The following is a 16252-nucleotide window of genomic DNA, read 5'->3' as shown; positions in this document are numbered from 1 at the left end:
TGTGATATTATGAAAATTATAGCAACAATTCTGTTAGCAGCATTTTCAACTATTTGCTTTGCACAGAAAAAAGAAAAAGATAGTATTTCGCCCATTGATCTTAATGAAATTATTGTTATTGGAAAAAAAACGCCAGTATCTCAAAAACAACCTAAATCTCTTGCGACTGTCGAAGAATATTTACAGCAATCATCTAAAGTAAATATGGTACGAAGAGGCGGATATGCACTCGAACCTATTATCAATAGTATGGCTACTGAACGCACTGTTATCACGATTGATGGCATGCGAATTTTTGGAGCTTGTACCGATAAAATGGATCCTGTAACTTCTTATGTAGAGATATCAAACTTGTCTGAAGCCAATATTGCTTCAGGTCAGCAAGGAAGTTGTCATGGCCCTACAATTGGCGGTGGAATTGATTTAAAACGAACCAATCTTACTCAAAGAGAATTAGGATGGAATGGGAATTTAAGAACGGGATATGAAACCAATAATCAACATAAAATCATAGGAACATCTATAGGCTACAACAATAGTTCTTTTTATATCAATACTGATTTTATGTATCGTGATGCAGAAAATTACAAAGCGGGAAACGATGAAGAAATAAACTTTTCGCAGTTTACAAAATACAACCTATCGGCAACAGGGGGTTATTATTTAAACAAAAAGAGTTTAATAGAAGGTTCGATAATTTATGATAAAGCTACAGATGTAGGTTATCCTGCACTACCAATGGACGTTTCTTTGGCGAAAGCCACAATAACTTCGTTGCGTTATAGCTATACTCCTGCTTCTGAATATTTTACCAATTGGGAAACCAAAGTATACTTTAACACCATTACTCACAGAATGGATGATACAAAAAGACCAAGCGTCCCTATTCATATGGATATGCCGGGTTGGTCAGACACCTACGGATACTACTCTAAACTAAAAGGGAAATTTAAAAACCATCATTTCATGGCAAACCTGAATAGTTTTTATAACAAATCAATTGCCGAGATGACAATGTATCCTAACAATCCCAAAGAAAATGCTATGTTTATGTACACTTGGCCGGATGTTAGAACATTCTACAACGGGTTGTATCTAGAAGATGGGATAGCAATTTCCCCAAATTCTGACATTAAGATTTCTGCAAACATCGGAATGCATTCTAATAAAGTGGCTGATGAATTTGGTTTACAAAGTCTACAGATTTTTTATCCTGATATGGATGCATCCAAAAATAGAGTTCTGAAAAGCCTTTCTGGGAATTACCTCGTGCATCACGATAAATTAGAATATGGTTTTGGTTTAGCCTACGGCGAAAGAGCACCTTCAGTTTCAGAAGGATATGGATACTATTTGTACAACAGTAATGATTTTTATGATTATGTAGGAAATCCAAATCTGAGAAACGAAAAATCATTTGAGGCTAATCTTTCATTTGGGTTTAAAACCGAAAAATTTACTTCAAGACTAACTTCTTCCTTTTTCCATATTCAGGATTATATCGTCGGAAAAATTGATGCTAACATACATCCTATGACTATTGGAGCCTCGGGAGTAAAAGTATATAATGCATTAAATTATGCATCAATTTTTAATACCGATTTAAATCTGGAATATAAAATAGCCGAAAACTGGAACTTCAAAACCATGTTCGTTTATAGCTACGGAAAAGATGATGATAACAATAATCTGCCATTTATAAGTCCGTTGCGTTATTCGGGAAGCATTCAATACAAAAAAGAGAACTTTAATTTAGGATTTGGCGCATCTGGAAATCTGGCGCAAACAAAATTCGCTTCAGTATATGGAGAAACCAAAACACCTGATTATGTAATCTTTAATTTCAATTCTGGATATACATTTCCATGGAACGATAACAAGTTAAATGTTCAGGCTGGAGTCGAAAATATTCTTGATAAATATTACACCACATTCTCCGATTGGAATAAAATTCCGAGACAAGGAAGAAACTTTTTTATTAATGTTTCTTATATTTTGTTTTAAGTAAGATATTAAGGAAGACGGAGAAATACTTAAGAAGATAAGTAGCGACACTAGATATCTTTCATTCTTAAATTCTATCCTATTTAGACCATAGCTCCCGGTTTCAACCGTGTGATACAGATTATGATAATACATTACGTTCCAACGGTTAAAACCGTTGGCAATGTTTATGACATGTTATTTGTGTTTGCAATCTCAAATAAATCTCTCGCTAAGACGCAAAGCCACAAAGAAAATTAATGTAACATTAGCGACTTGGCGTCTTTGCGTGAAAAATTGTAGTAACGATAGCGCGGAAATACTTTCCATGCCCATTACAATAAGACATAAACAAAACGAAAAGTATATACTAAATAACTTTGTTTGTGTGCACAGATTCAAAATCCGCGCTATTGTTGTTATTTTCTTAATTCAGAAATGATTAATTTTGATATCAACAGTAAATAAAAATCTTGTTTACTAATAATTACCTCTGTCATTAATCCTAAGAAAGAACTAAAATTATGTGGCACAAAACCAAATTAACCAAAATTCTGAAAATTAAATATCCTATTCTTCAAGGTCCATTAGGTGCAGGTTTTTCTACTGTAGATTTACTTACTTCAGTTTCAGATGCGGGAGGTTTGGGTAGTTTTGGAGCTTATACGCTTACACCACAAGAAATTCTGGAAGCTGGCAATAAAATAAATGCAGCAACAGACAAACCATATAATATTAATTTGTGGGTATCGGATGTCGATGAACGATTGGAAAATTATTCGCCTGAAAGTTTAGCAAGAATAACAAACTTATTTAAGCCTTATTTCGATCAATTAAACATTCCGATTCCTGATCTAAATATTGACATTCCATCAAAATTTGAACAACAAGTTGAAGTTCTTTTTCAGATAAAACCTGCCGTTTTCAGCTTTGCATTTGGAGTTCCATCAGAAGATATATTAAACGAATGTCGTCGTTTAGGGATTAAAACTGTTGGTAGTGCTACTACCCTTGACGAAGCTTTATTTCTCGAAAGTCATAAAGTTGATGCTATTGTTGCAGCAGGTTTTGAAGCTGGTGGTCATCGCCCTTCTTTTCTAAAACCCGCAGAAGATTCTTTAACAGGTACATTTGCCTTAGTACAACAGCTGAAAGCCAAGATAAAAACACCCATTATAGCCGCCGGAGGTATTGTAGATGCTAAAGGTGTTGCTGCAGCACTTACTTTAGGTGCTGATGCAGTACAATTAGGTACCGCTTTTTTAGCTTGTGATGAATCGGGTGCCACACCCGAACATAAAAAAGCATTATTCTCTGAAGCTTCACAATATACCATACTTTCTAAATCGCTTACTGGAAGAATGGGAAGAATGATGACCAATCGCATTGCCGAAGAAATAAAGTTTGAAACCGAAGTATTACCATTTCCGCTTCAGACAAGATTAATAGCCGCTCTTAAAACTGCTGCATTCGCTCAAGGCAAAACCGAATTGATTAATTTCTGGTCTGGACAAAATGCAATTAATCTAAAGCATACTAATGCCAAAGAATTAATGCTCTCCTTAATTAATAAAACTAATAAAATATTGAAATAAATCCATATTTAAATTCTAACCAAACAAAAATATGAATGCAAATAGTGCAGGGCAAAACAATGAAACAGTCAAAAAAGTATTACCACTTATTTTGGCGACTTCTATTTTTATGCAAATGCTCGATTCTACCATCCTCAACACATCGATAACTTCTATTGCCAAAGATTTAAACGAATCACCGCTGGACATGCAAAATGCTATTATCAGCTATGTTCTGACCTTAGCACTCTTTATGCCTGTTAGCGGATTTTTATCTGATAAATTCGGCACCAAGAAAGTATTTATGTTTGCGTTATTGTTATTTAGTGTTGGGTCTTTATTCTGTTCGCTTTCCCAAAATTTAACTCATTTGGTTTTTTCCCGTGTGATTCAGGGTATTGGAGGAAGTTTAATGACACCAGTAGGAAAGCTTGCACTTATTAAAACATTCCCTAAAAAAGAGTTATTAAAGGCAATGAATTTTGCCATCATTCCTGCCTTAATTGGTCCGGTATTGGGTCCATTGGTTGGTGGGTATATGGTCGATTATTTATCATGGCACTGGATTTTCCTGATCAATATTCCGTTTGGAATTATTGGTATTCTTTTAAGCTTAAAATACATGCCTGATTACAAATCACCTATAATCGATTTTGATTTAAAAGGCTTCCTTATCTTTGCAGCAGCATCGCTCCTCTTGTCTATTTCTTTAGAATTATTTGGCAACACAGTTCAGTTAACACCTGTTTTACTGATATTAATGGCAGGTTTTTTAATGTTGTATTGGTACTATCGCCATGCTGTGACAGACAACAATCCTCTTTTTCCTTTAAATTTATTTCAGGTAAGAACCTTTCGTGTGGGCATAATAGGTAATCTCGCTACTCGTTTGGGTTTTAGTTCAATCCCTTTATTATTACCTATGATGATTCAGATTGCTTACGGTCAGTCGGCAGTAACCTCGGGGTGGATTGTCGCTCCTATGGCTCTCACTGCCATGTTTGGAAAATCGGCAGTAATTAAAATTTTAAATACTTACGGATATAGAAAGACTTTAATGGTGAATACTTTTATTATCGGTGTACTAATTTGTGCTCTTGCCATTCCATCCATTCACACTTCCATCTATTGGTATGTTCCAATTATTTCGGTATTGGGTTTCTTTAACTCCATACAGTTTACCTCTATGAATTCTATTTCTATTGCCGATTTAAGAAACTATCATACAAGTAGTGGTAACTCATTAGTTTCTGTAAATCAGCAGTTGGCTATTGGTTTTGGTATTGCTTTCGGATTATTGGTTCTCAAAATTTTTCAGGGTGATGTAAAACTCATTCACAACGAAATTCACAATGCTTTTCGATATACATTTTTAGTTGTGGGCTTTTTGACAATTCTATCTGGTTTAGTTTTCAGAAGACTGCATGATAAAGATGGTGACAATTTAAAGTCAGGAATTTAACTGCATTTTTTGCATCACCATAGCAATAAATTACTTGACATAATTTTATAAAAAAACCTGTAAACATAATACTTACAGGCTTTTTTATATCTCTTTTTTCTTTTCTACTATATATTTATCGTCGAATAAATGATTGGACTTCATTCTTTTTGTGCAAAAGCATTGAGCAAAATCATCATTAAAATATGGAATTTGACCTTAATCATTTACCGCCAAATTATTCCCGTAAATTTTATCATTTTCTATCTCAACGCGTTTATGAGTTGCATTTTTACATAATTTGTCAGATGGTCTTAACGGCTTTTCTTTATATATTTTTTCTAAGTTTAAAAAGATAAAAAAAAATACATGAATAAATAGTGATAGAATAAATTTCATATGTTGAAGGTTGTTCTCTTATAGACAGCATTAATATTAAAAGCTTATGTGTTTTTAATCATTCTTTATTAAATAGCCCCAAAAAGCTTTCAAATTTAGAACCATCCGAACAATGTAAAAAAGCCTTATTGGTGATTTTTAAGCCATTCTAAACGTCTCTGATCTGCAAGATGTTTCACAGAAAAATTTTCGAATTTTGCTTCAAATCCGTTTCCATCAGGACAAGCTGCCATAAGTCCTACCATAACAGGAATATTATCCTGCAACGGAGCATTACGGGTCAGAATATAGTTTTTATCATCCAAAGAATAATAAATTTCTACAGCGTCTAATCTGCGTACAGCCTTAATCCATACAAAAGGAGGAACTTTGTCTAGTACGTTCACACTCCAGTCGCTCTTTTCATGTGTTACAACCGTACTGATATTAAATTTACCGTCTACAAACTCAACACCAGTTTTAATATAATTTTTTTCATCTACACGAATCATAAGCCCCATCTGGTCGAAACGGGTTTTATAATTTCCTGTTAGTTTTACTTTTGTTTCAAATTCACCTCCGTACATACTGTAATAAAATGGACCATCATCAACAGTAAATCCATAATGCGAGATTCTCCAATAATCACTTTTTGGTGTAACCTGCATAATTAAGCTATTGTCTTTTATCTGCCATTTTTCAGGTTCATTAAACCAATTCATTTTTTCAAGACTCTGTGCATTTATTTCAGTTAAGCTCAGTAAGAGGCCAATAGCTAATATAGTTTTTTTCATAAGTTTGTTATAGATTTGAAATGTTACCTTGTGCGTTCCAAAATTATAAATTAATATTCTACATCAAATGGCTATAAATAACCATCAGGATACTGAAAATATTCGTGAGTTACTTGATATAAAACTATTTTCTCAGCCTTTTTCAGGTTTTTCTCAGCCTAATATGCAACTCAACGATGGTAAAATGATCGCTAAACTATACGCCAAACTAGAAAACACAATTAGTGTACTTAGCGATTTAAAAGAAAGGAAAAGTTATATTTATTCTGGCGGAGTCGCTCAGCAACTGGGATTTGAACCCAAGCAAACATCCATAAACTCTATTTGGGAAGATGAATTATTGAGCCGGGTTCATCCAGAGGATCTTCAGAAAAAATACCGCCTCGAGTTTCAGTTTTTTAAGCTACTGAAATCTATTAGTTTAAATGAGCGCCTTAATTATAATGTAATTACCAAACTGAGAATTAAAAACAACGAGGGCAAATATCTTCTGATAAAACATCGCTTACTATACCTTAGCAGCACAGATGAAGGAAATATTTCACTAGTACTTTGCTTATACAACATGGTATACGATTATCCTGGATTTGATGTTCCTGATGGAGTGATTATTAATACCGCTACAGGGGTAATTTTAGATAGCGAACAAGGCCGTTTTGATGATTTGCTATCGATAAGAGAAGGTGAAATTATTCAGCTTATTAATTTGGGAATGCGAAGCAAAGAAATCGCAGATAAACTGTCCCTGAGCATACATACAGTAAATAGGCATCGCCAAAATATTTTTGAAAAACTCAATGTTAATAATGCCATGGAAGCCTGCAGAATTGCAAATGCCACGGGATTAATACCACGTTAGAATTTCCAAAAAAAAAGAAGGGATAGTTTTTCAATTCAACTATCCCCTACTTCAAATAAAACCAATAAATTAAATAATTATCATTTATTTTTTAAATTAATTCCATCCACCGCCAAGCGCGCGATACAAGTTTACAACGGCATGCAATTTCTGACTTTGATCATCAATTCCTCTTAATTGTGCATTTAGTAAATTTTGTTCGGCTGTTAACACATCGGTATAATTAGTCGTCGAATTGTTTAATAATTCTTTATTAAAATCTACCGCTTTAAATAATGCTTCTAACTGTTTTTTCCTTTTTTCTTCTTTTAAAGCTGCGTTATCATATTTAGACAATGCATTCGAAACTTCTTCACTTGCTTTTAACATCGAAAGTTCAAAATTATACAACGCTTCTTTTTGCAAAGACAATGCTGTTGCCAATCTCGCTTTATTGATTCCTTTATTAAAAATTGGTTGTGCAAGCCCTCCGGCTATATTGCCAAAAAGTCCACCGTTTGTAAACCAATCTTTTAATCCGAAGCTTGAAAAACCAGCTGCTCCACTAATAGTCAAACTAGGATAAAAATAAGCTCTTGCTACATTACTTTCTTCAAATGCGGCTCTAAAATTATATTCGGCTTGTTGTACATCTGGTCTGTTTGCCAAAAGCTGCATCGGAACCCCAATTTTTAAATCATAAACAAGCTTTTGTTGTTCCAGAGAACCACGTACAATCTTAGTTGGAGATTTTGCTAAAAGCACACATAAAGCATGTTCGGTTTCGGTTATCTTTTGTTCTATATCCGGAATCGCTAATTCAGCTTCATAAAAGTTGGCTTCACTCTGCACAACAGCTACTCCATTAATAATAGAATTTTCGAAAAGAACCTTAATTGTTTCGGCATCTGTTTCTCTATTTTTGGCTGTCTTTTTAAGTACTTTTAATTGTTCGTCGAGTATAAGCAACTCATAATACGAATTGGCAATATCGGCTATTAGTTGAGTCTGAATAGCACGTTTGGCAGCATCTGTAGCCAATAAATTAGCAATGGCACCTTTTTTGGCGCTTTTTAATTTTCCCCAAACATCTACTTCCCATCCTGCTGTAATACCCAAATCATATTGTGTTGATTGGTCGAAAAGTCCAAATCCTTGCGGGAAAGCCAATCTGGATTCTTTTACCGAAACATTCCCATCTACCGAAGGCAAGAAAGCAGCTTTTTTCAGTTTAAGATTTGCTGTAGATTGGTTAATGCGTTCAACCGCAATCTTTAAATCTAGATTTGCTGCCAGTCCATCGGAAATAAGTTGCTGCAAAGCTGCATCAGTAAATAGTTCCGACCATTTCATCGTTGCCATATTTGTTGTATCCTTATTTTCAGGCTCACGATATTCTACTGTCGTTGCAGGTTTTGTATAGGGTTTCGTGATTTTACACGAACTCCATATACTGGCAACAATCAGTATAATGACTATTATTTTATAATTGTATTTCTTCATTATTATATGTTTTTATTTTTTATTTATTTGGGTGAAATTAACCGCAGAGTTCACAAAGCAGTAAAATCTTTTTAATCTATAGCTGGATTTAACCGCAGAGTTCACAAAGGTTTACGCAAAGTTCGCAAAGCAGGTTCAATACAAAGCTTTGCGAACTTTGCGTTTTTATAAAACCATCCATGTAAAAAACTTTGCGCCCTTTGCGGTAAAATAATCGCAAAACTATTCCCTCTGAACCTTTGCATCTCAGAACCTTTGTTCCTTTCTAATCTAATCTAACATTCTCGGCTCATGCGCGGGTTCTTTTATTCCCCCAACTTTTTCCTGCATAGCCTGAAAAATGATAAACAAAACCGGAATCACAAAAACCCCGAATAATGTACCAATCAACATTCCGCCTACGGCTGCTGTACCAATAGACCTGTTACTTAATGCTCCTGCTCCAGTAGCAATCATCAACGGAATCAATCCGAAGATAAAAGCAAACGAGGTCATTAAAATAGGTCGTAATCTGGCTCTTGCTCCAAATATTGCCGACTGCACAAGGCTTCTTCCGCTTAAGCGATGTAATAGTGCAAACTCTACAATAAGAATGGCATTTTTGGCTAAAAGCCCAATCAACATTATCAAACTTATCTGAAGAAAAATATTATTATCTACTCCAAAAAGATTCGCGAATATAAAGGCTCCTGCAAGTCCTATTGGTAAGGATAACAACACCGAAAATGGTAAAATATAACTCTTGTATTGTGCACTTAGCAAGAAGTAAATAAAGATTAAACAAAGTCCGAAAATCAATGTTGTCTGACTTCCGCTGGAAAGTTCTTCTTTGGTTAAACCAGAAAACTCATAAGTATACCCTCTTTCTAGTGTTTGTGCTGCCACTTCCTCGATTGCTTTTATCGCATCTCCAGAACTATATCCTGCATTTGGCGCACCAGTAACAGTAGTAGATGTAAACAGGTTAAAACGATTTAAAAATTCTGGTCCATACGTTTTCTTTAATGTTACAAACTCCGAAATTGGTGCCATTGCCCCTTTATCTGTTCGAACAAAAACTTTATTAATATCACTTTCTTTCGCTCTGTAATCAGGATGTGACTGTAGCATTACTCGATATTGTTTTCCGAACTTATTAATATCAGAAGCATAGATTCCACCAAAATAACCCTGAAGCGTATTAAGAACAGTGTTTACAGATACACCCGCATCTTTACATTTAGCCACATTTACATTGACTTCCATTTCTGGGAAACCAATATTAAACGGACTTGTAGCATACATTATCTCTGGTCGCTGATTGATTGCTGCCATAAACTTTCCGATATTCTTATCAAAATTCTGATAACTTCCTCCCGTTTTATCTTGCAGTTGCACTTCAAATCCGTTGCTGTTTCCAAATCCTTGTAAGGTTGGTGCAGCAAAGAAAATGATACTTGCTCCTTTTATATGTGAAGTTTTTTCAAACAACTGACTCACAATTGAATTAACATCCTGAGTTTTACCTTTCCTTTCATTCCAAGGTTTCAATCTAATGAATAATGCTCCGTAAGAACTTCCAGATCCGTGAATTAAATCCATTCCCGAAAGGGTAGATGAAAGTTCTATTTCGGGAATACTTCTCGCAATACTATCTATTTCTTTAGTAATTTCTTCGGTACGTTCCAGAGTCGAAGATGGTGGTAAAACTACATTCCCAAAAATAGCTCCTCCATCATCATTGGGTACAAAACCAGTTGGAGTTGTTTTTATTAAAGCATAAAATACCATTCCGAATAGTGCAATTGCAACTAATGAAATCCATTTTCTGCGAATCAGGAATCGAACTGCGTTAATATATTTATTTGTAACCGTTTCAAAAGCTACATTAAAACTCGCATAGAATCTTGGTAAGAAACCTTTAGGATGATTTGATTTTTCTGGGTCGTGTGGTTTTAATAAAATAGCACAAAGTGCAGGACTTAAAGTCAATGCATTAATTGCCGAAATTAATATGGCTACTGCCAATGTTAAACCAAATTGCTTGTAAAATACACCCGCCGAACCTGTAATAAATGTAACAGGAATAAATACCGCCGACATAATTAAGGTAATAGATATTATCGCTCCGCTAATCTCGCTCATAGCATGAATGGTTGCTTTCTTAGCCGATTTTGCACCTTGGTCAAGTTTGGCATGAACTGCCTCGACGACTACAATCGCATCATCGACCACAATACCAATGGCAAGAACCAAAGCAAAAAGTGTCAATAAATTAATCGTAAATCCGAATAGTTTCAAGAAAAAGAAAGTACCAATAATCGATACAGGAACTGCAATCGCCGGAATTAATGTTGACCTAAAATCTTGTAAAAAGATAAACACAACTATAAAAACCAAAATAAAAGCTTCGATAATCGTATAGATTACCTTTTCGATAGATGCGTCTAGAAAATCATTGGCATTTAAGAAAGTATGGTACTCTAATCCCGGAGGAAAATCCTTAGATGCTTTTTTTAATATGTCTTCACAAGCAATAATTAATTCTCGAGCATTAGATCCTGAAATCTGACTTATCGCTCCTCCCGAAGAAACTTTTCCTTGGGTGATTAATGAAGTGGTATAATCTAAAGCACCAAACTCAATATCGGCAACATCTTTTAAGCGTAATAAACTTCCTTGTTTACCGCTTCTCAAAACAATGTTTTCAAACTCTGCAGGGTTTTCAAGTCTTCCAGTAAATTTTAGAGCATACTGTACCGATTCTTTACTGTTTTCTCCAATTTTTCCAGGTGCAGCTTCAATATTTTGTTCTTGTAATGCTTTAATAATATCGTCTGGAACTAATCCTTGATTTGCCATTGCATCGGGTTTTAACCAAATACGCATTGAATATTCCTGACTGCTATAAATTTCAGTTCCTCCTACTCCTTCAACACGTTTCATCTCGGGCATGATATTTATCCTCAAATAATTATCAAGAAATTTTTCGTCGTACTTTCCATCTTTGCTATATAACAAGAAACTAAAGGCGGTACTACTTAATTGTTTGCTAGTTGTAATACCCGATTTAATAACCTCATTTGATAACAAACTTGTAGCTTTAGTAACTCTGTTCTGAACGTTTACCGCTGCCATATCGGGATTTGTTCCCTGCTTAAAGAATATGGTTATCGACGCGCTACCATTACTACTTGCCGTAGATGTCATATAGGTCATATTCTCGACTCCGTTTATTTGTTCTTCAAGCGGAACAATTACACTTTTCATAACCACATCGGCACTTGCTCCTTGGTAAGAAGCGGTTACAACAACTGTAGGTGGCGCAATTTCGGGATATTGTGATATGGGCAGGGAAGCTAATCCCAGCAATCCTAAAATCACTATTATTATCGATATTACGGTGGATAATACCGGATTTTCTATAAATTTTCTAAACATGTCTTTTTATTTTTTTGATGAAGGAACTATCGGTGCGATTTTCACTCCATCCCTTAAATTCCCTATTCCATCTGTAATTATAGTATCTCCAGATTTTACGCCTTCGGTTACTACATATTCTTTTTCTGTTGAGGTGTTTCTTATTTTTATTTCGGTATTATGCACTACATTTTGCGCATCTACAGTAAATACAAAAAAGCGTCCCTGCAACTCAAATACTGCTTTTTTAGGAACTAAAATCGCAGTTTCAAACTGTGTTGGAATGACAATTGTGGCACTTGCTCCACTCCATAATTTGCCTTCTGGATTTGGGAAAACTGCTTTAAAATTTGCCGAACCAGTACTTGCATTTAATACTCCGCTTAAAGTCTGGATTTTTCCTTTTGATGGATAAGTTCCCCCATCGGCAGTTACTAACGAAACCTCGGGCATATTTTTGAATTTATCTTTTAATTGATTCCCTGAATACTGACTCAAAAAAGAGTTTAATTGTTGCTGACTTAAAGAAAAATAAGCAAAGATATTTTTGGTATTAGCAACCGTAGTTAAAGGGTCTGGTGCCGAACTGCTTACTAAACTTCCTATTTTAAAAGGCAAGCTTCCTACAACTCCATTTATCGGGCTCACAATATTGGTAAAAGCAAGTTTGGATTTAGACGCAGATAAATCGGCATTTGCCTGGCTTAATTCGGCTCTTTTTACTCGTTCAATATTTTTAGCAGATGTCAATTCATAGTTATTTATAATTTTCTTTTCTGCTAAAGCTGCTGTTCTTTTAGTCTGGATAACGGAGGTTTCCAGACTTGCTTCGGCTGCAAGAACTGCTGCTTTCTTATTATTTACTTCCTGCAAATAACTATTGGCATCTATTTTAAATAAAGGTTGTCCTTTGGCTACAGCCGAACCTTCTTCTACATAAACCTGCTCTATATATCCATCTACTTTAGAGCGTATTTCGACAGTTTGTTCTCCTTCTAAAGTCGTTGGAAATTCGACTGAAACATTGGCTTTTTGCGCCTTTATCGTAAGCGTAGGATATGCTACTGGACTTTCTGTTTGTTCTGCGTTTTTGGAATTACATGAAACTATCAAAAGTGTTCCTATAATCAGTATTGCTATTCTTCTTTTCATTATTTCGTTTATTTTCTTTTGTAAATCATTAAAGGAGAACCTGCTTCTCCCCACATTAGGGTTTGTACATATTTAATTAATTGGCTTGTGGCCAATACAAGAACTTCTTCGGGTATGGACGAATTGGCTTTTAGCACTACTTTTTGATTGATAAAAGCCGAAAATTCTATTTTCCTTATTCTTTCCATCCATAAAATTCCTTTGTGATTTCCAGTTGTCGAATACACCACTATCGATGCATGCGGAGCTAGTAATGAACTGATTAATACATACGTCCAAAGCGGAACTATGGCATCATTGGAACAAGTGATTACTACATCTTTCCCTTTATATTGGTTCCAATCAATATTGGTCATTTCTAATCGGAATGTCTTTTCTTGTAACATAAAATCTTCTATAAGAAATGGTACAATATCAAATATTATAAAATCATTTTCGATGGGTTTATACGACCGTAAATCGAGAGTTTGTATGCCTGAAGCATCTATTTTATTTATTATTTCCATATTTTGGATTATTAAAAAATTGAGTTATTTATTGAATTTTAATTTTTGAGTTTTGCTAATTTTTGGACATAGGTCTCCCCCGCCCAACTTGAATACTATTTTTCTAGTATGTTGAGCACGCTGTAAAAAACACTTTAATTTTAGATAATTATTTTAACACATAGAAACATAGTTAACAAAGCGTAAAAAAGACGTTTCACTCAAAATAAATCACATAGCGCTATGCGAAAAAATTATGATTTTCTTGAAAACATCTCAAGATTTAATTCAAATCTATGTTTCTATGTGTTAAATATTATTTTACTCTCAAAAGATTACATTAATCATTAACTAAAGGTTTTTGAGATTTCTAAAATCTATAATAGAGAGTATGTACTATTTGTAGATTTTCATTAACACATTCCAGTACGGAACGATATATACAGGTAAATTAATCCTATCATATGAACTAATGGGTGGTGATTGTAATTCTAGTACCATAATCTATAGTTTGCATTAATAATTTCTGTAACTCTCAATATTGATTGCTCTTAGGATAATAATATCTGGCAATGAGCTTTGATAAGTTATGCAAAATTAATATTTTTGCATAATAAAACAACTAAATACTTGTTTTATTAATTTATGACTACAAATAAGATTTTAATGTTGCTCAAAATGCGAGGTCCCCTTACGGCTCTTGAGATTGCGCATGAGCTTAAGATAACAAAGGAAGGCGTTAGACAACAACTACTTAAACTTGTTGAAGAAGATTTTATTCATCCTCAGGAAGAGTCTAAAGGTGTTGGTAGACCTCAAAAAACTTTTAGCCTTACGGCGAATGGAAATTCGAAGTTTCCTGATACGCATGCCGAATTAACCCTAAAGCTAATTAATATTATTAACGCTATGGGTGGAGATACTATGCAAGCGGTTATTGATGTGTATGAAGAATCTGGGAAAAAGAAGTATCATGAAGAAATTGATACTATTAATGATTTGGAACAAAAAATAGAAAAACTTGTCGAAATAAGAACAAGAGAAGGTTATATGGCGGAATACGCTAAGAATGACGATGGGTATCTTTTTGTCGAAAATCACTGTCCTATTTGCGCTGCTGCAACAATTTGCCAAGGTTTTTGTTCTTCCGAATTAAATACATTTAGATCTGTATTAGGAAAAGAAGTTAGCATTAATCGTGTGAGTCATATCATTGCGGGCGAAAGAAGATGTGCCTATCAGATTAGTATTTAGTTTTCAGTTTTTAGTCGCGGTTTTCAGTGGCAGTTTATAGTATCAGTTTACAGTAAAGCTTTGCGAAAAAACCTTTGCGCTCTTTGCGGTTAATTTCTCTGCTACTGAAAACTGAAACTGAAAGCTAAAAAAGCCCTTTCTAAATTTTAGAAAGGGCTTTTGATTGATTGACAATTAATTAAATTTAGTCCATTGAAACAACAATAAATTCACTTCTTCTGTTCAATTGGTGTTCAGCTTCGGTGCAAGGAACTCCATCGGAACAGTGGTTTACTAATTGACTCTCACCATATCCTTTGGCGGTTAATCGATTAGATTTAATTCCGTTTTTTATCAACCATTGTTGGGTTGATTTGGCTCTTCTGTCTGATAATGCCAGGTTGTATTTGGCTGTTTGACGACTATCGGTATGGGAGCGGATATCGATTTTCATCTTTGGGTATTGCTGCATTACCGCCAGGATTTTCTCTAGTTCGAAGGCGGCATCTTTGCGGATGATGGATTTATCTAAATCAAAATAGATGATAGGTATGTTTAGCGTTTTGGCTAAATCGGTTCCTACTGTGATTGGCTTGATGCGTTTTTCTAATTTTATATTTAGGTTTGTTTCTCCTGATTGTTCTTTTATGATTACTGGAGTTTCTATCGTTTCATAATCTTCTTTGGCTACTCTTACATGATAGGTTTTGTTACAATCTACCTTAAAGCTGTATGTTCCGTTTGCTACTGTTGTAACCTCGCCTATTGTTTTAAATTGCTCGTCGAGCAGGGTTACTTTGGCGTTCTCTAGTATGGCGTTGGTTTCTTTGTCGCTTACTATTCCTTTTAGGGTTTGCTCGCAGTTTAGTTTTCTTGTTTGGGTTAGTTTGTAAATATCATCGTTGCCGTTTCCTCCTTCTCGGTTGGAGGTGAAGTATCCTTTTTGGGTTTCGCTATCGATGATAAATGCAAAATCGTCTTGTTTGCTATTTATTGGTGCGCCTACGTTTTGTACTGTTGTAAAGGTGTTATCGTTGTTGTTCTTATCGTTGTTGTTATCATTGATTTTGGTAACGTATACATCGAGTCCGCCTAGTCCTGGTCGTCCGTCGCTGGCAAAATATAGCTGGTTGTCGTTTGCCATAAACGGGAAGGTTTCTCTGCCTTCGGTATTGATCGTTTTTCCCAGGTTTTCTGGTTTTCCAAAGCTTTTGTCGCTGTTTATTGTTACGCTATACAAATCGGATTGCCCCAGGGTTCCTGGCATATCGGAGGCGAAGTATAGTTTTTTCTCGTCATTGCTTAGTGCTGGATGTGCGGTGCTGTACTGGTCACTATTAAATGGTAGCTCGCTTACGTTGGTCCATTTGCCATCGATTTGTTCTGCTTTATAGAGTTTTAACAGGGTGATTTTTTGGTTGTCTTTGCCTCTTTTTCCTTCCAGGTAGTTGTTTCTTGTAAAGTACATTGTT

General features: G+C 34.9%; 11 protein-coding genes. 5 read left to right on the top strand and 6 right to left on the bottom strand.

From position 1 onward, the window contains the following. Positions 1–9: 9 nt before the first annotated feature. The 3 genes from SHI72_RS13565 to SHI72_RS13555 all read left to right on the top strand — a co-directional run bounded on the left by SHI72_RS13565 (position 10) and on the right by SHI72_RS13555 (position 5019). Complete coding sequence (locus SHI72_RS13565) at positions 10–2004, top strand: TonB-dependent receptor (RefSeq protein ID WP_323490272.1); 1995 nt, start codon at positions 10–12, stop codon at positions 2002–2004. A gap of 503 nt (positions 2005–2507) precedes the next feature. Further along, positions 2508–3578 carry a nitronate monooxygenase gene (locus SHI72_RS13560; protein ID WP_323490271.1) on the top strand — a complete coding sequence of 357 codons (1071 nt, stop codon included), beginning with the start codon at positions 2508–2510 and terminating at the stop codon, positions 3576–3578. Between the two features lie 31 nt (positions 3579–3609). Continuing rightward, positions 3610–5019 (top strand): MFS transporter, encoded by a 1410-nt coding sequence (locus SHI72_RS13555; protein WP_323490270.1) that lies wholly within the window; start codon positions 3610–3612, stop codon positions 5017–5019. A gap of 503 nt (positions 5020–5522) precedes the next feature. Here SHI72_RS13555 and SHI72_RS13550 read toward each other — a convergent pair. Then, the gene (locus tag SHI72_RS13550; protein ID WP_323490269.1) at positions 5523–6170 is read right to left on the bottom strand and encodes a DUF1349 domain-containing protein; all 648 of its coding nucleotides are present in this window, start codon (positions 6168–6170) and stop codon (positions 5523–5525) included. Between the two features lie 67 nt (positions 6171–6237). On the opposite strand from SHI72_RS13550, the gene SHI72_RS13545 reads away from it, so the two are divergent. After that, positions 6238–7029, top strand: a complete 792-nt coding sequence (locus SHI72_RS13545; RefSeq protein ID WP_323490268.1) for a helix-turn-helix transcriptional regulator — start codon at positions 6238–6240, stop codon at positions 7027–7029. Positions 7030–7125: 96 nt separating this feature from the next. Here SHI72_RS13545 and SHI72_RS13540 read toward each other — a convergent pair whose 3' ends face one another. From SHI72_RS13540 to SHI72_RS13525, 4 genes are all read right to left on the bottom strand, one after another. Next, positions 7126–8511, bottom strand: a complete 1386-nt coding sequence (locus tag SHI72_RS13540; RefSeq protein ID WP_323490267.1) for an efflux transporter outer membrane subunit — start codon at positions 8509–8511, stop codon at positions 7126–7128. Between the two features lie 270 nt (positions 8512–8781). Continuing rightward, entirely contained in the window at positions 8782–11931 is a 3150-nt protein-coding gene (locus SHI72_RS13535; protein WP_323490266.1) for an efflux RND transporter permease subunit, read from the bottom strand. Between the two features lie 6 nt (positions 11932–11937). Next, entirely contained in the window at positions 11938–13062 is a 1125-nt protein-coding gene (locus SHI72_RS13530) for an efflux RND transporter periplasmic adaptor subunit (RefSeq protein ID WP_323490265.1), read from the bottom strand. 8 nt (positions 13063–13070) lie between these two features. Further along, on the bottom strand, positions 13071–13568 hold the full coding sequence (locus SHI72_RS13525) for a DUF2480 family protein (RefSeq protein WP_323490264.1): 498 nt from the start codon (positions 13566–13568) through the stop codon (positions 13071–13073). 657 nt (positions 13569–14225) lie between these two features. Between SHI72_RS13525 and SHI72_RS13520 the strand changes: the two genes are divergently transcribed. Further along, entirely contained in the window at positions 14226–14801 is a 576-nt protein-coding gene (locus SHI72_RS13520) for a helix-turn-helix transcriptional regulator (protein ID WP_207621520.1), read from the top strand. A 184-nt stretch (positions 14802–14985) separates the two neighbouring features. On the opposite strand, the gene SHI72_RS13515 is transcribed toward SHI72_RS13520, so the two are convergent. Next, positions 14986–16252: OmpA family protein (locus tag SHI72_RS13515; protein WP_323490263.1), on the bottom strand; the 1267-nt coding region annotated here is incomplete at its 5' end.

Source organism: Flavobacterium sp. PL02, from assembly GCF_035013205.1.
Lineage (GTDB): Bacteria > Bacteroidota > Bacteroidia > Flavobacteriales > Flavobacteriaceae > Flavobacterium.
This window is presented reverse-complemented; position numbering and strand designations above follow the sequence as displayed.